The 19,604-nt window shown below is 67.0% G+C and carries 21 protein-coding genes; 10 read left to right on the top strand and 11 right to left on the bottom strand.

From position 1 onward, the window contains the following. Positions 1-4: 4 nt before the first annotated feature. From ACM1PE_RS02735 to ACM1PE_RS02700, 8 genes are all read right to left on the bottom strand, one after another. Positions 5-823 (bottom strand): ABC transporter ATP-binding protein, encoded by an 819-nt coding sequence (locus ACM1PE_RS02735; protein WP_054450398.1) that lies wholly within the window; start codon positions 821-823, stop codon positions 5-7. Between the two features lie 36 nt (positions 824-859). Continuing rightward, positions 860-1,942 carry an ABC transporter substrate-binding protein gene (locus ACM1PE_RS02730; protein ID WP_419342520.1) on the bottom strand — a complete coding sequence of 361 codons (1,083 nt, stop codon included), beginning with the start codon at positions 1,940-1,942 and terminating at the stop codon, positions 860-862. 69 nt (positions 1,943-2,011) lie between these two features. Then, the gene (locus ACM1PE_RS02725) at positions 2,012-2,830 is read right to left on the bottom strand and encodes an ABC transporter permease (protein ID WP_059375069.1); all 819 of its coding nucleotides are present in this window, start codon (positions 2,828-2,830) and stop codon (positions 2,012-2,014) included. Continuing rightward, positions 2,818-3,708 carry an ABC transporter permease gene (locus tag ACM1PE_RS02720; RefSeq protein WP_251877516.1) on the bottom strand — a complete coding sequence of 297 codons (891 nt, stop codon included), beginning with the start codon at positions 3,706-3,708 and terminating at the stop codon, positions 2,818-2,820. The genes ACM1PE_RS02725 and ACM1PE_RS02720 overlap by 13 nt, the downstream gene beginning before the upstream one ends. A gap of 1 nt (position 3,709) precedes the next feature. Continuing rightward, complete coding sequence (locus ACM1PE_RS02715; protein ID WP_419342519.1) at positions 3,710-4,699, bottom strand: alcohol dehydrogenase catalytic domain-containing protein; 990 nt, start codon at positions 4,697-4,699, stop codon at positions 3,710-3,712. 24 nt (positions 4,700-4,723) lie between these two features. Next, positions 4,724-5,497 (bottom strand): SDR family NAD(P)-dependent oxidoreductase, encoded by a 774-nt coding sequence (locus tag ACM1PE_RS02710; RefSeq protein ID WP_059375074.1) that lies wholly within the window; start codon positions 5,495-5,497, stop codon positions 4,724-4,726. Between the two features lie 7 nt (positions 5,498-5,504). Beyond that, positions 5,505-6,818, bottom strand: a complete 1,314-nt coding sequence (gene hisD, locus ACM1PE_RS02705; RefSeq protein WP_059375078.1) for a histidinol dehydrogenase — start codon at positions 6,816-6,818, stop codon at positions 5,505-5,507. 30 nt (positions 6,819-6,848) lie between these two features. Beyond that, positions 6,849-7,901, bottom strand: a complete 1,053-nt coding sequence (locus tag ACM1PE_RS02700; RefSeq protein WP_059375080.1) for an ABC transporter substrate-binding protein — start codon at positions 7,899-7,901, stop codon at positions 6,849-6,851. A 222-nt stretch (positions 7,902-8,123) separates the two neighbouring features. Here ACM1PE_RS02700 and ACM1PE_RS02695 point away from each other — a divergent pair, with 222 nt between their 5' ends. The 6 genes from ACM1PE_RS02695 to ACM1PE_RS02670 all read left to right on the top strand — a co-directional run bounded on the left by ACM1PE_RS02695 (position 8,124) and on the right by ACM1PE_RS02670 (position 13,193). Beyond that, positions 8,124-9,176: a substrate-binding domain-containing protein gene (locus ACM1PE_RS02695; protein ID WP_059375082.1), complete on the top strand. Its 1,053-nt coding sequence runs from the start codon at positions 8,124-8,126 to the stop codon at positions 9,174-9,176. 19 nt (positions 9,177-9,195) lie between these two features. Then, complete coding sequence (locus ACM1PE_RS02690; RefSeq protein WP_059375085.1) at positions 9,196-10,119, top strand: NAD(P)-dependent oxidoreductase; 924 nt, start codon at positions 9,196-9,198, stop codon at positions 10,117-10,119. Beyond that, positions 10,112-10,921: an ABC transporter permease gene (locus tag ACM1PE_RS02685; protein WP_059375089.1), complete on the top strand. Its 810-nt coding sequence runs from the start codon at positions 10,112-10,114 to the stop codon at positions 10,919-10,921. The genes ACM1PE_RS02690 and ACM1PE_RS02685 overlap by 8 nt, the downstream gene beginning before the upstream one ends. Beyond that, positions 10,909-11,703, top strand: coding sequence for an ABC transporter permease (locus ACM1PE_RS02680; RefSeq protein ID WP_419342518.1), 795 nt, complete (start codon positions 10,909-10,911; stop codon positions 11,701-11,703). The genes ACM1PE_RS02685 and ACM1PE_RS02680 overlap by 13 nt, the downstream gene beginning before the upstream one ends. Then, positions 11,703-12,497 carry an SDR family NAD(P)-dependent oxidoreductase gene (locus tag ACM1PE_RS02675; RefSeq protein WP_118931808.1) on the top strand — a complete coding sequence of 265 codons (795 nt, stop codon included), beginning with the start codon at positions 11,703-11,705 and terminating at the stop codon, positions 12,495-12,497. The genes ACM1PE_RS02680 and ACM1PE_RS02675 overlap by 1 nt, the downstream gene beginning before the upstream one ends. Positions 12,498-12,593: 96 nt before the next feature. Next, positions 12,594-13,193 (top strand): LysE family translocator, encoded by a 600-nt coding sequence (locus ACM1PE_RS02670; RefSeq protein ID WP_251877528.1) that lies wholly within the window; start codon positions 12,594-12,596, stop codon positions 13,191-13,193. Positions 13,194-13,223: 30 nt separating this feature from the next. On the opposite strand, the gene ACM1PE_RS02665 is transcribed toward ACM1PE_RS02670, so the two are convergent. Further along, the gene (locus ACM1PE_RS02665; RefSeq protein ID WP_059375100.1) at positions 13,224-14,120 is read right to left on the bottom strand and encodes a LysR family transcriptional regulator; all 897 of its coding nucleotides are present in this window, start codon (positions 14,118-14,120) and stop codon (positions 13,224-13,226) included. Positions 14,121-14,216: 96 nt separating this feature from the next. Between ACM1PE_RS02665 and ACM1PE_RS02660 the strand changes: the two genes are divergently transcribed. The 4 genes from ACM1PE_RS02660 to ACM1PE_RS02645 all read left to right on the top strand — a co-directional run bounded on the left by ACM1PE_RS02660 (position 14,217) and on the right by ACM1PE_RS02645 (position 17,354). Further along, positions 14,217-15,548 (top strand): arylsulfatase, encoded by a 1,332-nt coding sequence (locus tag ACM1PE_RS02660; RefSeq protein WP_419342517.1) that lies wholly within the window; start codon positions 14,217-14,219, stop codon positions 15,546-15,548. Positions 15,549-15,589: 41 nt separating this feature from the next. Beyond that, positions 15,590-16,555: a tripartite tricarboxylate transporter substrate binding protein gene (locus tag ACM1PE_RS02655; protein ID WP_419342516.1), complete on the top strand. Its 966-nt coding sequence runs from the start codon at positions 15,590-15,592 to the stop codon at positions 16,553-16,555. 164 nt (positions 16,556-16,719) lie between these two features. Then, positions 16,720-16,974 (top strand): type II toxin-antitoxin system RelE family toxin, encoded by a 255-nt coding sequence (locus ACM1PE_RS02650; RefSeq protein WP_059375107.1) that lies wholly within the window; start codon positions 16,720-16,722, stop codon positions 16,972-16,974. 20 nt (positions 16,975-16,994) lie between these two features. Continuing rightward, positions 16,995-17,354 carry a helix-turn-helix domain-containing protein gene (locus ACM1PE_RS02645; protein ID WP_059375110.1) on the top strand — a complete coding sequence of 120 codons (360 nt, stop codon included), beginning with the start codon at positions 16,995-16,997 and terminating at the stop codon, positions 17,352-17,354. Positions 17,355-17,381: 27 nt separating this feature from the next. Here ACM1PE_RS02645 and ACM1PE_RS02640 read toward each other — a convergent pair whose 3' ends face one another. Both ACM1PE_RS02640 and ACM1PE_RS02635 read right to left on the bottom strand, forming a co-directional pair. Further along, positions 17,382-18,122: an SDR family oxidoreductase gene (locus ACM1PE_RS02640; RefSeq protein ID WP_054450373.1), complete on the bottom strand. Its 741-nt coding sequence runs from the start codon at positions 18,120-18,122 to the stop codon at positions 17,382-17,384. 38 nt (positions 18,123-18,160) lie between these two features. Next, a complete protein-coding gene (locus ACM1PE_RS02635) occupies positions 18,161-19,501 on the bottom strand; it encodes a CitMHS family transporter (RefSeq protein WP_059375112.1) in 1,341 nt (446 codons plus the stop codon). Between the last annotated feature and the right edge of the window lie 103 nt (positions 19,502-19,604).

The raw sequence follows: 19,604 nt of genomic DNA, 5'->3' as shown, positions 1-19,604 counted from the left end.
CCCTTCAGTGAGCCGCGGCCAGGGCGGCATCCAGCGGTTCGGTTTCCTGCGCGCGCAGCAACTTCCAGATGTGCGTGCGCAGGTGCACGAATGCCTCCATGTCCATCACGTCCTCGATCCGCTCCATGCTGTCCCAGTCCTCGCGCTTGCGCACGTCGGCCACGTTGATGATTTCCTTGATCTGTCCCGGGCGGCCGGTCAGCACCACCACGCGGTCGGACAGATACACCGCTTCCTCCACGCTGTGGGTAATGAACAGCACGGTGCGCGGATTGAGGCGGGACAGCTTGACCAGTTCTTCCTGCATGACCACGCGGGTCTGGGCGTCCAGCGCGCCGAAGGGCTCGTCCATCAGCAGCACGTCGGGATCCAGCGCGTAGCTGCGGGCGATGGCCACGCGCTGCTGCATCCCGCCGGACAGCTGGTGCGGATAGGCCTGCTCGTAGCCCGCCAGGCCCATCAGTTCGATGTAGCGCGCCACGGTCCGCGCCCGCGCCTCGCGCGAGGCGCCCTTGCACTTCAAGCCGAAGCCAATGTTCTCGGTCACGGTCTTCCAGGGAAACAGTGCAAACTGCTGGAACACGACGGCGCGGTCCGGTCCCGGTTCCTCGACTTCCTTGCCACCCACCCGCACGCTGCCGGCCGAGGGAAACTCCAGGCCGGCCGCCATGCGCATCAGCGTGGTCTTGCCGCAGCCGGACGGCCCGACGATCGAAACGAACTCCCTCTCGCCCACCTCGAAACTCACGTCATCCAGGGCCAGGAAGCTTTCCCCGCCCCGGCTGAACGTGCGCTGCACCCGCTCGAAAGTAATCTGACTCATGCTTGCGTTCCTTTGTTGAGAGCCGCGGCCGCCGGCTTACCTGGCGACATCGGCGACGAAGGCCCTGAGCTTGGGATCGTCCTGGATCATCTGCAGATACTTGCCCGTGACCATGGTCTTGGGATCGGGGATCTTCTTGACCACGCCCACGGACACCATGAATTCCCCCACGCTGTTCCACCAGCCCACGATCTCCGAGGAGCCGCCCGGGCCCAGCGCAAACAACTTGGTCTGCTCCGCCAGGTCGAAAGCCGGACGGTCGCGCAACTCCTGCGCCAGGTACTTGTCGGGGAACTTCACGCCCACGCTGCCGAAGAAGGCCTTCAGATACGCCCGGGCCTCCTCGGGATGCGCGCGCTGCCAGGCCACCGCGCGCAGGTAGACCGCCAGGAAGCGGGCGACCTTGTCGGGATGTTTCTTGGCAAAGTCCGGCGTCGTGAACAGGTAGCTGTGGATAGGCATCTTCAGCTCGGCGCCGGTGCAGATCACCTTTGCGCCTATGGCCTCTTCCAGGATGTAGGTATTGGGAGCCCACACCGAGGAAATGTCGTACTTGCCGCTCATTACCGCGGCATTGATGTCGGGCGGCGACAGGTTCACGAAACGGTAGTCGTCGGGCTTGAGGCCGAACTTCTTCGACAGGCATTCCGTGGCGCCCCACTGGCCCGTGGAGTTGCTGGTGACGGGAATGGTCTTGCCCTTGAGCAGCGCCGGGTTCTTGAGATACTCGTCCGCCCGGTCCTTGGTGGCCATCAGCGTAATGATGGCGGCCTCACCGTCGGCGATGCCTATGGTCTGCAAGCCATACTTCGACGCGCCCAGCAGCGACGGAATATTGCCCGCCCCGCCCACGTCCCATGATCCGGACGCGCCCGCCGCGATTTCGACCGCGCCGGAAGCGAAGGTCGAGATCTCAGGCTTCAGGCCCACCTCCTTCCACCACCCCTTCTCGCTGGCGATGTACCACTCCAGCGCCCACCGCTGCGGCTGCTGACCGATGCGGATGGTGAACAGTTCATCTCCCGCCGGCGCGGCCTGGGCCGCCGCCTGTCCGGGTCCCCCCAGCCAGCACCCGATCACGAGCGCTGCCAAGGCCTTGAGGCCTTTGTAGTGTTTCATCTGTCTCTCTCCAGTATGAAATGACGCTGCCTGCACTGCCTGCCTGTACTCCCTCCTTTGTTCCCGGGGTCAGCGCGACCAGTCGCGCTGCACCCTGCGCTGCAAGGCGCGCATGCCGTAGTCGATGCCTGCGCCTATCAGGCCGATGGTGATCATTCCGCTGATCACGATGGCGGGCTCCAGATTGCTGCCGCCCTGCACGATCATGTAGCCCAGCCCGGTCGAACCCACGATCAGTTCCGCGCCGATCAAGGACTGCCAGCCGAACCCCGCGCCGACGCGGATGCCAGCGACGATGTGCGCCAATGCGGCCGGCAGCAGGATTTCCGTCAGCGTCGTCCAGCGCCCCGCCCCCAGCATCTGGCCGGCCTCGATCAAGGCGCGGTCGATCTGCCTGGCGCCGCGATAGGCGTTCAGTACACAGGGCGCGAAGGCGCCGGCGAATATCACCAGCGTGGGCGACAGGAATCCGGTGCCGAACCAGAAGATCGCGAACGGCACCCAGGCGATCGGGGGAATGAAGCGGAATGCTTCGAACACCGGCGCCACCGCCCAATCCAGCGCCTTGAAACGCCCCATGAACAAGCCCAGCGGGACACCAAGCAGGACCGCGATGGAGAAGCTGATCAGGAATTTCTCCAGGCTGGCCAGCAGATGCATCTGCAGCACCGAGCCCGCATAAGGTTCGTGCGTGTGCTCGGCCATGCTGCGCAGCACCGTCAGCGGTCCAGGCAGGAAGGCCGGGGACACCAGGCCCAGCCCGGACAGAAATGCCCAACTGCCGAACAGGGTGGCGATGCCCAGCGCCGGCATCAGCCAGCGTTCCAGCACGCGGCGCGACACGAGGGCGCGCGCGCGGGACGGGCCGGCGCGGCTCAGGCTTTCCATGGCATCACCTTGCGTTCGACCTGCGCCAGCAGGGCCGACATCAGCATGCCCATGCTGGCCACGGCGGCCATGGCCACCACTATCATTCCCGAGTTCAGGTCGCGGGTGGCGATGATCAGCACATGGCCCAGGCCGACGAAAGAGCCAACCAGCTCGGCCGCCACCAGCACCATCCAGCAGGCCTGCAGCGAGGTCCTCAGACCCGTGAAGATGGCGGGCAGCGCGCCTGGAACAATGACGTCCAGCAGCATCAGGCGGCCCGCCGCGCCATTGACGCGCGCCGCCTGGAGCAGCGTGTCGTCGATGTTGCGCACGCCGGTGTAGGTATTGATCACGGTCGGCGCGAAGGCTGCCAGCCAGATGACGAAGACCTTGGCGCTGGTGCCCAGCCCGAACCACAGGATGGTCAGCGGAATCCAGGCGATGGGCGCGATCGGCCGGACAATCTGGAACACCGGATTGACGTAGGCCTCGACCAGCCGGTTCTGCCCCATCAGGATGCCCAGCGGCACCCCCGTCAACGCCGCCGCTGCAAACCCGTACAGCACCAGTCCGGTGCTGGCCGCGATGTGCTGCAATAGCGTACCGTCGGCATAGCCTTCCCCAGCGATCTCCAGCAGGGCGTCCCAGGCGTCGGCGGGCGACGGCAGCTGTACCGGGCTCAACAACTCCAACGGCCCCGTGGCCAGGTACCAGGCCAGGAACAGCGCCGTGACCGACGCGCCGCTGACCAGCCAGCGCAGGGACAGGCGCCGGCGCACCGGCGCGGGCGGAGGGGCGGGTGGCCTGGCGACGGTCATGGCGGCGCTCCGGTCGAGCAGGGCCAGGGCGGCCGGAACGCCGCCGACGGCGGGCGGGGAAAGAGGATGGCGGGCCATGTCAATGCGTCCTCAGCACGATCTTTGCCGACGCCGCGCGTCCGCCATCGAGGTCGGAGAAAGCCCGCGCGCCCGCACCCAGCTCACGCTCCTCGATCCAGGACAGGTCGCCGAAAGCGCCGCGATGCAGCGCCTCTACTGTCGCGCGCAGGTCGGCGCTGGTGTACGTATAGGCGCCAATGAGGGTGATCTCGTCCAGCGTCAGGCGCCGCATGTCGATCTCGCTGGCCCAGTCCTGCAGGCCGATGTGCAGCATGACGCCGCCTGGCTGCACCGCGGCCAGCGCCGCGGCGCGCGTAAGCTTGCCGCCCACCGCGTCCACCACCAGTTCGTACGCGCCCGGTTCGGGCGCAGCCTCGCGCGGATCGAAGGCCATGCAGCCCGCATGCCGCTGCGCCGAGGCGCGCCGCAACGGATTGGTCTCGGCCAGGCTGACGCGGCAGCCCTGGCTGCGCAGCAGCAGCGCCGTCAGGAGGCCGATGGCGCCGCCGCCCACGACCAGCGCGCGGGCTTCGGCCAGCGGCCGGAACACCGCCCGCTGCGCCAGCGCCAAGCCGTGCAAGGCCGTGGCCGCGGGCTCGGTCAGCGCGGCCGCGGCAGCCGGCATGTCCTGCGGCACGGGAATCAGGCAACGCTCCGGTATGGCCATGAACTCGGCGAACGCGCCGGGACGCGTCATGCCCACCATGCCGCGGTTGCGGCAAAGATTGTTGCGGCCCTGCACGCAGAAATCGCACTGGCCGCAGTGGATCAGCGGATTGCCGGTGACCCGCTGGCCCGCGCGGCTGCCGCCCACCAGCGTGCCGACGAACTCGTGGCCCAGGATCAGCGGCGGACTGCGGCGCGGATCATGCCCATGGTAGGCGTGCATGTCCGACCCGCAGATACCCACGGCCTCGATGCGCAGCAGCGCATCACCGTCCGCTGGCGCGGGGTCGGGTTCATCGCGGTAAGTCAGCTGGCCGGGCGCGGTGTAGACAAGGGCTTTCATGGCGGGACTCCACGGAGATGCCGATCAGCGAGCCGAAAAGCCGCCGTCTATGAACAGGGTCTGCCCGGTGATGTAGGCCGACGCCTCGCTCGCCAGGAACACGGCCGCGCCGTACAGGTCCTCCAGCCGGCCGTTGCGACCGATCATGGTGCTGGCCGCCAGGGCCTGCACCCGGGCCGGGTCGCTCATCACGGGCGCGGTCAGCGGCGTCTCGAAGAAGCCCGGCGCGATCGCGTTGCAGGTAATTCCGTGGCGCGACCAGTACTCGGCGATGGCGCGGGTCAGCTGCATCAGGCCGCCCTTGGACGCGCCATAGGGCGCGCTGTCGGGAAAGGCGCGCACGCACTGCAGCGAGGTGATATTGACGATGCGGCCCCAGCCGCGTTCGCGCATGGCTGGCGCCAGCGCGCGGGTCAGCAGGAACGGCGCGGTCAGGTTGATCGCCAGCGAGCGGTCCCAGTCCTCGTCGGCCGTGTCCTCGAAGGGCTTGCGCACGTTGATGCCCGAGGCATTTACCAGGATGTCGGGCGCGCCGAACGGTTGGGCCGCGCGGGCGGCAAAGCCACGCAACGCGTCGCGGTCAGCCAGATCGCAGGACAAGGCGCGCGCCCGCAGGCCTTGCGCTTCGAATTCACCCGCGGCGCAAGCCAGCTCCTGCTCGCGCCGCGCCACCAGCACCACGCTGGCGCCGGCCCGCGCCAGCGCCAGGCCGATGGCCTTGCCTATGCCGGAACTGCCGCCGCTTACCAGCGCAACTCGGCCGTCCAGGTCGAACAGGCGGAACATGTCGTTCTGCATGATGGCTTCACTCCCGCACCGGTTCGCCAAGTTCGAAGGACTCTTTGGGAAAGTACTTGGCCAGGCGGTCGTCCGCTGTGCGCGCATGCGCCTCCATGCCTTCCAGGCGCGAGATCCGCGCCGTCACCTGGGCGGTGTCGCGGCTGGCCTGGCGCGTCATGCGCTGCCAGGTGACGGTCTTGATGAACTTGTGCACCGAAAGGCCGCCCGAATAGCGCGCCGCGCCCTTGGTGGGCAGGATGTGGTTGGTGCCGCTGGCCTTGTCGCCGAACGCCACCGTGGTTTCCTCGCCCAGGAACAGCGAGCCATAGCAGGTCAGATGCCGGAACCACCAGTCCAGGTCCTCGCAATGGACCTCCAGGTGTTCGCTGGCATAGCGGTCGGAGACCTCGACCGCCTCATCGCGCGTATCGCACAGCACCACCTCGCCGTAGTCGCGCCAGGCGGCGCCGGCCGCGTCCCTTGCGGTAGGCGGCAGGGACGCGATCAGTTCGGGCACCCGCTTGAGCACGGCTTCGGCCAACTTGCGGTCGGTGGCGATCAGCCAGGCCGGCGATTCGTGCCCATGCTCGGCCTGCCCGACCAGGTCCGAGGCCACAATCGCCGGGTCCGCCGATGCGTCGGCGATGATGCAAACCTCCGAAGGCCCGGCGAATACGTCGATGCCCACGCTGCCGAACAGCATGCGCTTGGCCTCGGCCACGAACTTGTTGCCCGGTCCGACGATGATGTCGGCCGGCTTGCCAGTGAACAGGCCGTAGGCCATGGCGGCGATCGCTTGCACGCCCCCCAACGTCATCACGGCGTCCACGCCCGCCACCTGCATGGCGTACAGCACCTGCGGATGTATGCCCTCGCCGCGGTAGGGCGTGGAGCAGGCGATGACCATGGGCACGCCCGCCGCCTTGGCCGTGGCGATGCTCATGTAGGCCGAGGCGATGTGCGCGTAGCGCCCGGTGGGCACATAGCAGCCCGCCACATTGACCGGTATCAGGCGTTGGCCCGCGACCAGGCCAGGCGCGAGCTCCAATTCGAACTCGCGCACCGAAGCCATCTGCGCCTGCGCGAACTTGCGCACCTGGCCGGCGGCGAACTCGATGTCGCGCTTGATGCCGTCGGGAATGGACGCGGTGCGCCGCTCCATCTCTGCGGGGCCGACCAGAATTTCCCCCTCCCATTTATCCAGCCGCCGGGCGTAGTCGCGCACCGCGGCCTCGCCGCCCGACTTGATGTTCGCCAGCATCTCGGCTGCGACCTCGCGCGCGGCGGCCTCATTGCCCTGGGGCTGCCTGGACGCGGATTTGAGCTTGCTTACTGCCATGGTATGGCCTCGCGGAAGAATGGATAAAGCTCAGTTGGTCTTGTTGGCGAAGGTCTTGAGCGCCGGCGTCTGGTCGACTCGCTTCATGTAGTCGTCCGTGATGTAGGCCTTGGGATCCGGCACCTCGGTGAGCGTGCCCACGCTCTTCAAGTAGCCAGACAGCGCCTCGTAGGCGTTGTCCAGTGTGGACTTGCCGCCGCTGCGCGACATCAGCTTGAGCTGTTCATCCAGCGTGAAGATCGGCCGTTCCAGCTCCTGCCCCAGGTAGCCGTCGTTGAGCTTGATGCCGTTGGCCTGGAACAGCTTGCGCAGGTAGCCCATGGCTTCCGCCTTGTTGTTCTTTTCGAAGCTGACGGCCCGCAGATATACCGCCAGGAACTTGGCGACCGCGTCCGGATTCTGCTGGGCGAATTCGCCGCGCGCCACCAGCGCGCCTGGAATCATCACGCCCGCGTCCTTGCCGCTGCACACGACTTCCGCGCCGATCTGTTCGTTGAGCGTGTAGAAATTGGGCGCCCAGGTGCCGGCCAGCATGCCGTTACCTCCGGTGTAGGCGGACACCAGTTGCGCCGGGGCCAGCGTCACGACGCTGACATCGCTGCGCTGCATGCCCCATTTCTTCAGGCAGGCCATGGTGGCGTATTCGCCCGTCGAGTTCGGACTGAGGAGGATCTGCTTGCCCTTCACTTCCTTGGCCGCGTTGCTGCGCACGGCGGCGGCGTTTTCCTTGCGCGCCATCACGCCGTTGGCGGTCGATTCGTCATTGGTGACGCCGAGCGTCACGATGCCGTAGCGCTGCGCGCCCAGCACCGCGGGCGGAGATCCCGTTCCGCCCACGTCCCAGGACTTGGACGCGGCGCCGGCAATCTGCTGCGCCCCCGCCGGATACACCACGAACTCCGGCTTCAGGCCGGCTTCCGCCCACCAGTTCTTTTCCGTGGCGATGTAGATCGGTAGCGCCCAATAGGCAATCTGGTAGCTGACCTTGATGGGAGTCGGCGTCTGGGCCGACACGGACGGGCTCAACAACAAGGCGCCCAGCGGCGCCAGGCACAGACCCAGGATGCGGGGGATTCTCGACATGCTTAGTCTCCGATAGTGGATTCCGGTCTGCATGCGCGAGCTGCCGCGACATTCCCCGGATAGCAGGCCCGGATCTGCGTCCGGGCTCGGTTTTTTGAAAGCGCATACAAAGAATAAGCGCGCAAGAATCCCGTTCAACCCCGAGAAAACCCTAGAGATAGACCGTAGCGTTTCAATAACTGTATATTCACACCATCAAATTTCTGAAAGCGCTTTCAAAAAATGAAGCGAAAATCCGCGCCCCTATCCGGGGACACCCTGAAGTCCATCGCCGTCGCTGGCGGCATCTCGTCGGCAACGTTGTCGCGGGTGTTGAACCACCCGGAAAAAGTGCGGCCCGACCTGCGCGCGCGCGCCATGGCCCTGCTGGCCGAGGCTGGCTACGTACCGCACGGCGCAGCCCGTTCGCTCGCTTCCCGCAAGACCCGCACCATGGGCGCCATCATCCCCACGGTGGACAGCGCCCTGTTCGCCAAGCTGGTCGACGGCATGCAGCAGGCGATCCACGAACACGGCTATCAGCTGCTGCTGGCCAGCACCAACTACAGCCCGGCGCGCGAAGCGGGCGAAGTGCGCGCGCTGATCGAGCGCGGCGTGGACGCCATGATGCTGGTCGGCCGCAGCCGCGACCCGGAACTCTACGAACTGCTGCACTCCAAGGGCATCCCCTTCGTCACCACCTGCCATTACGACGCCGCCGATCCCTGGCCCATGGTGGGCTGGGACAACGCCGCGGCTGCGCAACGCATCGCCGACTACCTGCTGGACATCGGCCACCGCCGCCTCGGCGTGATTGCCGGCATATCCAAGGACAACGACCGCGCCGCCGACCGCGTGGCCGGCTTCACACGCGCCCTGACGCGCCGCGGCATCGAACTGCCGCCGCAGTACGTCATCGAAAAGCCCTACACCGTGCCCGAAGCCCGCCGCGCCATGGCCACCCTGCTGCGCCTGCCCGAGCCGCCCACCGCGGTCATGTGCGGCAACGACATCCTGGCCTACGGCGCGCTGCAGGAATGCCTGTGGCAAAACCTGCGCGTGCCCGAGCAGATCTCGATCACGGGCTTCGACAACATCGAAATGGCCGCCCATTGCCGGCCCGGCATCACCACCCTGAACGTGCCGGCCTTCGAGCTGGGCCAGCGCGCCGCCAACATTCTGCTGGCAGCCGACGCCAACACGCCGCCCGAGAATGTCTGCATCGAACTGGAATTGATCGTCCGCGACACTACCGCGCCGCCGCGCAGCAGCACCAGTGCGCGGCTAGGCAGCTGACCACAACGGAGCAAGCCCCATGGAACACATCGAATCACCCCGCATTGCATTCCTGGGCCTGGGCGTCATGGGGAGCGCGATGCTGCGCAACCTGGCCGCGCAGGGGTATGCAGTTTCAGGCTACGACGTCGTTCCCGCAGCCATGGAGCGCCTGGCCGACACCGGCTTCCGGCGGGCCGCCACGCCCTTGGACGCCGCGCGCGGCTGCGACGTGGCGATCACCATGCTGCCCACCTCGGCCCAGGTCCGCGACGCCTTGTTCGGCGCCGACGGCGCGGCGGCGGGCTTGAACCCGGGCGCCCTGGTCATCGAAATGAGCACCGGCGACGCGGTCGAGACCGACCGCATCGCCGCCGATCTCGCGGCCCTGGGCCTGCGTTGCATGGATGCGCCCGTGGGCCGCACGCCGCGCGAGGCGGCGCAGGGCAAGGCCTTGATCATGGCCGGCGGCGCGCAGGCCGACTTCGACCAGGCCGCGCCCATCTTCGCCGCCATGGCCAACGAAATCGTGCATGTGGGCGCTTTCGGTTCGGGCATCCGGCTCAAGCTGGTCAACAACTACATGTCCATGGTTGGCATGGTGCTGACGGGCGAAGCGCTGATGTTCGCCGCCAAGCTCGGACTGGACCGCGCCACCGTCGTCAAGGTGCTGTCCAACACCACTGCGGGGCGCGGGCAGCTCCTGACCAATTTCCCCGGCAAGGTACTGGCGGGCGACATCAGCCCCGACTTCCCCATGCGCATGGGCTACAAGGACATCAACCTGGCCATGAACCTGGCGGCGTCGGTGGGTGCGCCGCTGGGCCTGGGCGGCTACGCCCGCGAGATGTTCGCGCTTGCCAAGTCGTGGGGACGGCAGGAGCAGGACTGCACCGCCATGCTGCTGCTGCTCGAAGACGTGGCCCACCTGGACCGCGAGGCCGCGGGGTCCGGCCATGAGTGAGCACATCGCAACCCTGCCCGCGCGGCGGCCGCGCGCATCACGCCGCCGCGTCACCGTGGGCGTGGCCGCCGTCGCCATCGCCTTTGCCGCCTGGTGGATCGTGTCGGCGCTGGGCCTGGTCAATGGCGCGCGCTTTCCCACCCCGCTCACCACCTGGCAGGCCGCGGTGCAGCTCTCGCGCGATTCGGGCTACGCCGGCGGCACGCTGTTCCAGCACATCGGCCACAGCCTGCGCCTGGTATTCCTGGGATTTCTGGTCGCGATCGGCACCGGCGTCCCGCTGGGCCTGCTGATGGGTTTCAGCAAGCGCATCGACGCCCTGGTCGGGCCGGTATTCTCGCTGCTGCGTCCGATTCCGCCGCTGGCCTGGATTCCGCTGGCCATCCTTTGGCTGGGCCTGGGGGATCCGGCGAAGATCTTCCTGATCTGGGTGTCTTCTTTCACGCCTGCCGTCATCAACACCTACGCAGGCGTGCGCAACATCGACCCCACGCTGATCGAGGCCGCGCGCGTGCACGGCGCGGGCAATCCGGTCCGCATGCTGCGCGAGGTCCTGATACCCGGTTCCATGCCCATGATCTTCACCGGCCTGCGGCTGTCGCTGCAGACCGCGTGGATGACGCTGGTGGCGGCGGAACTCATCGGCGCCTTCATCGGCCTGGGCAAGGTGCTGGACACCGCGGCGCTGGACATCCGGCCCGGCATGATCCTGTACGCCATGGTCTGGGTAGGCCTGCTGGGCGCGGTGATGACGCGCGGACTGGAATGGATCGAAAAGAGGGCCTTGCCATGGCTACGCTGACACGCACCTCGGGCGACCCGCCCGCCTTCACCTTCGGCTTGTCCTGCCTGGGGCTGGCCGGCTTCTTCCTGGCCTGGCACCTGCTGAGCGTGGCAGGCGTTTTCCCGCCCAATTACCTGCCTGGCCCGCTGACCGTGCTGCGGACCATCGCGCAGTACAGCAGCGAACCCTATTCCGGCGCCACGCTCTGGACGCACCTGGGCGCCAGCCTCTACCGCTTCGCCTGCGGCTTCCTGCTGGCCGCGGCGGTAGGCATACCGCTGGGCCTGCTGATGGGCTGGTACCGCTGGCTGGACGACGTGGTCAGTCCGTTCTTCGATGCGTTGCGCTTCGTGGCGCCCATCGCCTGGGTGCCGTTCGCCGGCCTGTGGTTCGGCACCGGCATCGGCGGACCCACCCTGATCATCTTCGCCGGCGCCTTTCCGCCCTGCCTGATCAGCGCCTATCGCGGCGCCAAGTTCGTCGACACGCGGCTGCTGGAAGCCTCGCGCACGCTGGGCGCCAGCGGCCCGCGCATCGTGGCCGAAGTGCTGCTGCCGGCCTCGTTGCCATCCATCCTGGCCGGCCTGCGCGTCAGCGCCGGCATCGGCTGGCAATCGCTGGTGGGCGCGGAACTGATCGTGGTGGGCAACGGCATCGGCTACATGATGGTCCAGGGGCAGCTCAACGTCGCCACCAATATCGTCATGGCCGGCATGATCGCCATCGGCATCGTCGGCATCTGCATCGACGTTGCGCTGCGCATGTTTGAACAGCGCCTGAAGGCGCGCTGGGGACGCTGATGGACCACGCAATATCGGACTCGACCCTGTCGGTCATCGTCACGGGCGGCGCCAGCGGCATCGGCGCGGCGGTATGCAGGCGCGTGATCGAGGCAGGCGGCTACGCCGCAATCCTTGACCTCAACCAGGAAGCCGCGCACACGCTGGCGCGGGAACTGGGACCGCGCGCGGTGGCCGCCCCGGGCGACGTGCTGGACGAGGCCGGACTGCGGGCCACTCAGGAACGGCTTGCCGCCCTCTTGCCCGCGGTCAACGGACTGGTGAACTGCGCCGGTATCGCCCAGGTTCCAACCGCCATCGAAGACTATCCGGTGGAGGCCTGGGCCCGTGTGGTGGATTCCCATCTGAAAGGCACCTATATCGCCTGCCGCGTATTCGGCAGCGCGATGGCCGAACGCGGACGCGGGGCGGTCGTCAACGTGGCGTCCGTGCTGTCGTTCCGCCCCGGCCCGGTGCTGGCCTACGGTCCGGCCAAGGCCGCCGTGGTCAATCTGACCGAGGCCCTCGCGGTGCACTGGGCGCGCCGCGGCTTGCGCGTCAACGCCATCGCGCCCGGCTGGACCGACACGCCCTTCCTGAAACCCAAGGAGCGGCAGGGGGAGCGGGACATGACGCCGATCCTGAACGCCACGCCACTAGGCCGCCTGATGCAGCCGCGCGAGATAGCAGACGTCGTGTTCTTCCTGCTGTCGCCCGCGGCCGCGGTCATCACCGGCGCCACCATCCCTTGCGACGGCGGCGTCATCGCCGGATCAGGGTGGGCGCCCTACGGGGGCTTGCCGCGAACTGCCTGAGCGTTGGGAGCGGCCCAGGCCCGCCCGGCGTTTCCCTTGGCAGGGCGCGCGCCGCTACACTACCCGCCGTCATGTTCAACGCCGCCTGTTTCGTCCATGCTTAGCCTTGCCACCGCAGGAGTATTCGCCGTCGGAGTCACCGTCATCCTGGCCATGCCAGGCCCGACCAATACCTTGCTGGCCGCAGCCGGCCTGCGCCTGGGTTTCGCGCGCGCGGCGCGGCTGACGATGGCCGAGCTGGCCGGCTACATCGTGTCGATCTCGCTCTGGGGCCGCTTTCTTGAGCAGGCGGCGAAATCCTTGCCGTGGCTGCCGGCTTGCGTGCGCGCCGCCAGCAGCATCTACATCGCCTGCCTGGCCGTGCGCATGTGGCGCGCCGCCCGCGCCGTGCCGACGGTGGCTCGGCAGGTCATCGGCATGCGCACGCTGTTCACGGCCACCCTGCTCAATCCCAAGGGCATCCTCTTTGCCAGCGCGGTTTTTCCGCCGGCGGCGTTCTGGAGCCTGCCCGCCTACCTTGCAGCCATGGCGCTGTTCACCGCACTGCTGGTGCCGATAGGCCTGGCCTGGGTGGCGTTCGGCGCGTCGCTGGGTGGCGCGAAAACACGCTGGATCGATCCGGCGCGGGCGCAGCGCGGGGCTTCCGTCATCCTGGGATTGTTCTCGCTGACCCTGGCCTGGACAGCGTTCCGCTAGCGCCGCGCGCGGGCGGAGGGAGTCGGAGCGCTAGGCATCTTGGCCCGCGGCCTCCAGCACCACGGCGCGGAACTCCTGCATCAGCGGCGACCAGGTGGCGCCGTGGCGCGTGACCAGTGCCATGCTGCGCCGCAAAGGACGGCCCAGCGCCACCGGCAACTCCGCAATGTCCGGCGCCAGCGCGCTGTGCGGCATCAGCGCCAACAAGTCCGAGCCTGCCAGCAAGGCCAGCGCGCCGCCCGAGAAATGCTGGACTTCCAGCGCCGCCGCGGGCTGCGCCAGGCCCGCCTCGGCATAGCGGGCCTGCAGCGCCTGACGCGCCACCGATCCCTGCATGGGCAGGATCCAGCGTTGGCCTTCCAGGTCGCGCAACGCCAGCTTGCGCCGCGACGCCAGCGGATGCTTGCGGCTGGCGGCCACGCACAGGCCGTCCTCGCGGATCGATTCCTGGTGCAGCGAACCCGGCACGTCGGCGTAGATCGGCGTCACCGCAAGGTCCAGCTTGCCGCCCGCCACCTGCTCGTTGAGATCGTCCGACTGGCCTTGCGTCAACTGCACCCGCAGCGCGGGCCGGCGCGGCAGCAGGCGGCGCAACGCCGGCATCACCACGCTGTCCACGGTAGCGCCAGTGGCGCCAATGCGCAGCAGTCCGGCCTCGCCCAGGCGCAGCTCCATCGCGTTGCGCACGGCGTCACGGTATTCCGCCCACAGCCGCTGCGCATGCTCGCGAAACGCCAGGCCCGCCGAGGTCAGGCGCAAGCCGCGCCCGCCGCGGTCCAGCAGCGCCAGTCCCGTGTCGGCTTCCAGCCGCTGCAAAGACTTGGACAGCGCCGGCTGACTGACGCCGCAGGCGGCTGCGGCGCGGTCCAGGTTGCCGTGTTCCACCACGGCCAGGAAATACTCGATGTCGCGCAAGGACAGATTCATAATCAACAGTTATGCATAGACTCAGCTTCAGGAATATTAAGCCGGGCCCGCGCTCCTAGAATCCCTGGATAAACCCGCAGACAGGAGACGCAGCGCGTGGACAAGCAGCCCAATATCGTATTGATCGTGGCCGACAATCTGGGATGGGGCGAATTGGGCTGCTACGGCGGCGGCGCGTTGCGCGGCGCGCCCACCCCCAACATCGACCGGCTGGCCTCGGAAGGGCTGCTGCTGCAGAACTTCAACGTGGAAAGCGACTGCGTGCCTACGCGCTCGGCGCTCATGAGCGGCCGGCATCCCATCCGCACCGGTTGTTTGCAATCGGTGCCTCCCGGCCTGCCGCAAGGCCTGGCGCGCGATGAAATCACGCTGGCCCAGCAACTGTCGGGCCAGGGCTACGCCACCGCGCACTACGGCAAATGGCACCTGGGCGACATCCCCGGCCGCTATCCGTCCGACCGCGGCTTCGACGAGTGGTACGGCATCCCGCGCACCACGGACGAAAGCCAGTTCACCTCGTCCATCGGCTTCGATCCCTCGGTCGCCGACATCCCGCACATCATGCAGGGCCAGGCCGGCTCGCCTTCGGAAAACATCAAGGTCTACGACCTGGAGACGCGCCGCGGCATCGACGCCGAACTGGTCGACCGGTCCATCGGCTTCATGCGCAAGCATGCCGAGGCCAGCCGCCCCTTCTTCCTATACCTGCCGCTGGTGCACCTGCACTTCCCCACCCTGCCGCACCCGGACTTCGCGGGCCGCACCGGCGCCGGCGACTTCGCCGACTCCATGGTGGAAATGGACCACCGCGTCGGCCAGATCGTGCAGGCGGTGGACGAGCTGAATCTGCGCGACGACACCGTGTTCATTTTCTGCAGCGACAACGGTCCGGAATTCCGCAAGCCCTACCGCGGCACCGCCGGCCCCTGGACCGGTACCTACCACACCGCCATGGAAGGCAGCCTGCGCGTGCCCTTCATGATCCGCTGGCCCGGCCGGGTCCAGCCCGGCCAGGTCTCCAACGAGATCGTCCACGTCACCGACCTGTACACCACGCTGTCGCGCATCGGCGGCGCGTCCATTCCGCAAGACCGGCCCATCGACGGCATAGACCAGACCGACTTTTTCACCGGCGCCAGCCCCGCCTCGCCGCGCGAGGGCTTCCTGTTCTACATCAAGAACGACCTGCGCGCGGTCAAATGGCGCGACTGGAAGCTGCATTTCTACTGGGAGCCCGAGGTCAACGAAGGCAAGGGCAAACTGGAGTCGCCGTACCTGTTCAACCTGAAGCAGGACCCCAAGGAAGAAAGCGACATCCTCATCTTCAACACCTGGGTGCTGGGTCCGATCCTGAAAATGGTGCAGTCCTTCAACCAGTCTTGCGCCGCGCATCCGAATACGCCGCCCGGCAAACCGGACCCGAGCTGAGACGCGCGGCGGTCCGGGCAAAAAAACACAAAGGGGAAAACATGAAATTCGCTATCCGCTGCTGCGCACTGCTGCTGGGCGCCGCGCTAACCGCCACCGCCAGCGCGGCAGACACCAAGCTGGAATGGCCTGGCAAGCAGATCACCTGGGTGATCGGCTTCGTGCCGGGTGGCACCGCCGACGTGCTGACCCGCATCGCCGCCCAGGAATTGGCACGGCGCAGCGGCCTGAACGTCATCGTGGAAAACCGCCCCGGCGCGGCGGGCGCCATCGCCCTGCAGCTGGTGGCGCGCAGCAAGGCCAGCGACGGTTACTTGCTGACCGTGCCCGGCCCGCTGATCTACCCCACGCCCCAGCCCGAGATCGGCCGCGAGCTGGCGCCCGTCATCCTGATGGCTCAGGGTCCCATGGTCATCGTCGGCCCCGCCAAGGACGCCCGGGCATCCTTGCAGGACGTGCTGGCGGACGCCCGCCAGCGGCCCGAGGCCTGGAGCTACGGCAGCTCAGGCAACGGCACCTCGCAAAACCTGGCGGGCGAACTGCTCAACCAGTACGCCGGCACCCGTATCGTGCACGTGCCCTACAAGGGCGGCGGCCAGGCGGTGGCCGACGTGGCCGGTGGCCAGATCCCCCTGGCGATCCTGGGCTCGGCCCCGGTCATGCCGCAGATCTCGGCCGGCACGCTGAAAGCCTACGCCGTCACCACGCCCTACCGCCTGGACAGCCTGCCCGGCGTGCCCACGGTGGAAGAGTCCGGCTTCAAAGGCTATGCCGCCACCCAATGGTTCTCGGTCGCGGCCAGCAAGGACATCCCGGCCGCGCAGCTCGATCAGGTCAACGCCGCGCTGCGCGCCGCCGTGGCCACGCCGGAGTTCAAGGCCGCCCTGGACAACGCCGGCATGATCGCCGGCGGCGGCTCGCGGGATGAATTGCAGTCGTTCATCCAGGCGGATAGCGCCAAGTGGCAGAAGCTGATCGACAGCGGGGCGGTGAAGCTGGCGAATTGAGTACAGCAATAAATCGGAGTTCGTCCTGAAGTAACGTCAAGATCTTGATCGGCCCTCCTCAAAAATCTTAGAAGGTGGAGGGCGCCTGATCATTTCTTCTTGCAAAGCAATGGGAAGGCTTGAAAAGCTATATAGCTTAAGCTATAACCGTATGCGAACGCCGAATGTTCTCGATCAACTGGACCAAAACAGCGGTCAAGCAGTTAAGGAAAATCTCTCCCGTCGATCGAAGTCGAATCGTTGAGGAGGTCGCTGAACTGGAGCTGTTTCCCGCGTCGCGCAATGTCAAAGCACTGACCAATCACCAGTTTGGGTTTCGTCTACGTATAGGCCAGTATCGGGTGCTATTCGACGTTGCCGCGGTCGTCCGTATCATCGAGATCCAGGAAGTGAAACGGCGCGACGACCATACCTATTGAGCTGAGCACAAAAACGCCCCATGCGCCTGCATCCCACCATACTTGAATCGGACGGCAAGCCCGCATTCGTTGTCTTGCCCTATTCGGAGTATCTCGCCTTGACGGGTGCACCGGCAGCCATTGCCCGCCGGCCGCCGCGCATTCCCGCAGACGGTACGATTCCACATGAGGTCGTCACGCTCATGACCAGCAACGGCTGGAGCATCGTGCGCGCCTGGCGCGAATATCTGGGGATAACCCAAGTCGACATGGCGGCGCGCCTGGGCATACGTCAGCCCAGCTATGCGGCAATGGAATCCGCGAATGCGAACCCCAGGCGCAGCACCCGTGAGCGCCTCGCGACCGCCTTGGGGGTGCATTTCGACCAGATCGACGTGTAAACGCAAGGCGGCCTAGCAGCCCTGCCCTCAACTCATATACACGCCGCCATTGATCGCATAGTTAGCCCCCGTCACGAACGCCGCCTCATCCGACGCCAGCCAGGCGCACAGCCCCGCCAGATCCTTGGCAGTACCCAGCCGGCCCACCGGCACGCTTTCGACGATACGGTCCAGCAGGGCCGGCGGAAAGGCCTTCACGGTGTCGTCGGCGATGAAGCCCGGCGACGCCAGGTTGACGGTCACGCCGCGCGCCGCGACTTCCTGCGCCAGCGAACGGGTGAAGCCGATCACGGCGCCCTTGGCGGTGGCGTAGTTGATCTGTCCGATCTGGCCTTTCTCCGCGGCCACGGAGCCGATGTTGATGATGCGGCCCCAGCCGCGGTCGGCCATGCTGTCGACCACCTGCTTGGTGGTGTTGAACAGCGTGTCCAGATTGCTGCGCAGCACCGCCGACCAGTCCGCCTGGCTCATCTGGCGAAAGCGCATGTCCAGCATGGCGCCGGCATTGTTCACCAGCACGTCGATCTCGCCGACCTCGCGCCGCACCTTGGCGAAGGCCGCCTCGGTCGAGGCCCAATCGGTGGCGTCGCCCTCGGAGGCGACGAAATCGTAGCCCAGGGATTTCTGTTCCTTCAGCCAGTGGTCCTTGCGCGAGGAGCGCGGCCCGCAGCCTGCCACCACGCGATGTCCCGCGTTGTGCAGCGCCTGGCAGATCGCGGTGCCGGTGTGGCCCATACCGCTGGTGACGTAAGCAATGCGCAAAGCCATGTACTTCCCCTTTTGAAAAGACGGTATGGCGCCGCCGCTCAGCCCATCTGGCCGACCAGCGGGAACAGGCCGAACGCCAGCGCCGCGGCCAGCATCACCAGGCAGACCATCGTGGCCCACTTGAGCGAATAGCGCTGGTGGTCGCCGAAGTCCACGCCGGCCAGGCCGACCAGCAGGTAGGTCGACGGCACCAGCGGGCTCAGCAAGTGCACGGGCTGGCCGATCAACGAGGCGCGCGCCATCTCGACCGGCGAAATGCCGTAACCCTGGGCCGCTTCGCTCAGGATCGGCAGCACGCCGAAGTAGAAGGCGTCGTTGGACATGAAGAAGGTAAAGGGCAGGCTCACCAGCGCGGTAATGCCCGCCAGGTACGGACCCATGGCGTCCGGGATCACCGCCAGCAGGCTGCGCGACATGGCCTCGACCATGCCCGTGCCAGACAGGATGCCGGTGAAGATCCCGGCCGCGAAAATCAGCGACACCACCGACAGCACATTGCCCGCGTGCTGCGCAACGCGGCGGCGCTGTTCGGCCAGGTCCGGATAGTTGATGACCAGCGCAATGGCGAAGGCGATCATGAACAGCACCGGCAGCGGCAGCACGCCCATCACCAGGCTCACCATCAGCGCCAGCGTCAACCCGGCGTTCACCCACAGCAGCTTGGGGCGGCGCAGGTCCTGGTCGACCTCGATCTCGGGCAGGTTCTTGGGGCCGTCCTCGTCATAGCCGGCGTGCAGCGAAGCGCCGTCCGGCAGCGACAGCACGCCCAGGCGGCGGCGTTCGCGCAGGCCCAGGCAGAACGCCAGGATCAGGATGGCGACAATGGCCACGCCCATCACCGGCACCAGCGGCACGAAGATGTCGCCCGCGTCCACGTGCAAGGCGCTTGCGGCGCGCGCCGTCGGGCCGCCCCAGGGCGTCAAGTTCATGACGCCGCTGGCCAGCATCGCCAGACAGGTCATGGACAGCGCGTTCATCTTCAGGCGGCGGTACAGCGGCAGCATCGACGCCACCACGATCATGTAGGTGGTCGAACCGTCGCCGTCCAGCGAGATCACCAGCGCCAGCACGGTCGTGCCCACCACGATCTTCAGCGGATCGCCCTTCACCGCGCGCAGGATGCGGCCGACGATGGGGTCGAACAGGCCGGCGTCGATCATGACCCCGAAGTAGAGAATGGCGAACATCAGCATCACGCCGGTGGGCGCAATCTTGCGGATGCCGTCCAGCATCATCTTGTCGATGCCGGAGCCGAACCCGCCCAGCAGGGCGAAAATAATGGGGACAAGAATCAGCGCCACCAACGGCGACAGGCGCTTGGTCATGATCAGCGTCATGAACGTGATCACCATGCCGAAGCCAAGCAGGGTCAGAAGCATGAGGGTTATCTCCGGCTAGTCGTTGTTATGTGTAAGCGCGCCTCCGGCTGGGGAAGCGCGACCGCAAGACTAGAAATAAAAGCTGTCGGCAACCTGTCGTTTT

This window comes from Achromobacter sp. PD1 (assembly GCF_048541815.1).
GTDB classification, from domain to species: Bacteria; Pseudomonadota; Gammaproteobacteria; order Burkholderiales; family Burkholderiaceae_B; genus Achromobacter; species Achromobacter bronchisepticus_A.
Note: the sequence above shows the minus strand (reverse complement) of the source record. Positions and strands in the feature narration are given on the sequence as shown.

Bases quoted from the DNA above. Each gene is read 5' to 3' on its own strand.
- ACM1PE_RS02735 (WP_054450398.1), bottom strand. From the start codon at position 823: ATGAGTCAGATTACTTTCGAGCGGGTGCAGCGCACGTTCAGCCGGGGC.
- ACM1PE_RS02730 (WP_419342520.1), bottom strand. From the start codon at position 1,942: ATGAAACACTACAAAGGCCTCAAGGCCTTGGCAGCGCTCGTGATCGGG.
- ACM1PE_RS02725 (WP_059375069.1), bottom strand. From the start codon at position 2,830: ATGGAAAGCCTGAGCCGCGCCGGCCCGTCCCGCGCGCGCGCCCTCGTG.
- ACM1PE_RS02720 (WP_251877516.1), bottom strand. From the start codon at position 3,708: ATGGCCCGCCATCCTCTTTCCCCGCCCGCCGTCGGCGGCGTTCCGGCC.
- ACM1PE_RS02715 (WP_419342519.1), bottom strand. From the start codon at position 4,699: ATGAAAGCCCTTGTCTACACCGCGCCCGGCCAGCTGACTTACCGCGAT.
- ACM1PE_RS02710 (WP_059375074.1), bottom strand. From the start codon at position 5,497: ATGCAGAACGACATGTTCCGCCTGTTCGACCTGGACGGCCGAGTTGCG.
- hisD (WP_059375078.1), bottom strand. From the start codon at position 6,818: ATGGCAGTAAGCAAGCTCAAATCCGCGTCCAGGCAGCCCCAGGGCAAT.
- ACM1PE_RS02700 (WP_059375080.1), bottom strand. From the start codon at position 7,901: ATGTCGAGAATCCCCCGCATCCTGGGTCTGTGCCTGGCGCCGCTGGGC.
- ACM1PE_RS02695 (WP_059375082.1), top strand. From the start codon at position 8,124: ATGAAGCGAAAATCCGCGCCCCTATCCGGGGACACCCTGAAGTCCATC.
- ACM1PE_RS02690 (WP_059375085.1), top strand. From the start codon at position 9,196: ATGGAACACATCGAATCACCCCGCATTGCATTCCTGGGCCTGGGCGTC.
- ACM1PE_RS02685 (WP_059375089.1), top strand. From the start codon at position 10,112: ATGAGTGAGCACATCGCAACCCTGCCCGCGCGGCGGCCGCGCGCATCA.
- ACM1PE_RS02680 (WP_419342518.1), top strand. From the start codon at position 10,909: ATGGCTACGCTGACACGCACCTCGGGCGACCCGCCCGCCTTCACCTTC.
- ACM1PE_RS02675 (WP_118931808.1), top strand. From the start codon at position 11,703: ATGGACCACGCAATATCGGACTCGACCCTGTCGGTCATCGTCACGGGC.
- ACM1PE_RS02670 (WP_251877528.1), top strand. From the start codon at position 12,594: ATGCTTAGCCTTGCCACCGCAGGAGTATTCGCCGTCGGAGTCACCGTC.
- ACM1PE_RS02665 (WP_059375100.1), bottom strand. From the start codon at position 14,120: ATGAATCTGTCCTTGCGCGACATCGAGTATTTCCTGGCCGTGGTGGAA.
- ACM1PE_RS02655 (WP_419342516.1), top strand. From the start codon at position 15,590: ATGAAATTCGCTATCCGCTGCTGCGCACTGCTGCTGGGCGCCGCGCTA.
- ACM1PE_RS02650 (WP_059375107.1), top strand. From the start codon at position 16,720: ATGTTCTCGATCAACTGGACCAAAACAGCGGTCAAGCAGTTAAGGAAA.
- ACM1PE_RS02645 (WP_059375110.1), top strand. From the start codon at position 16,995: ATGCGCCTGCATCCCACCATACTTGAATCGGACGGCAAGCCCGCATTC.
- ACM1PE_RS02640 (WP_054450373.1), bottom strand. From the start codon at position 18,122: ATGGCTTTGCGCATTGCTTACGTCACCAGCGGTATGGGCCACACCGGC.
- ACM1PE_RS02635 (WP_059375112.1), bottom strand. From the start codon at position 19,501: ATGCTTCTGACCCTGCTTGGCTTCGGCATGGTGATCACGTTCATGACG.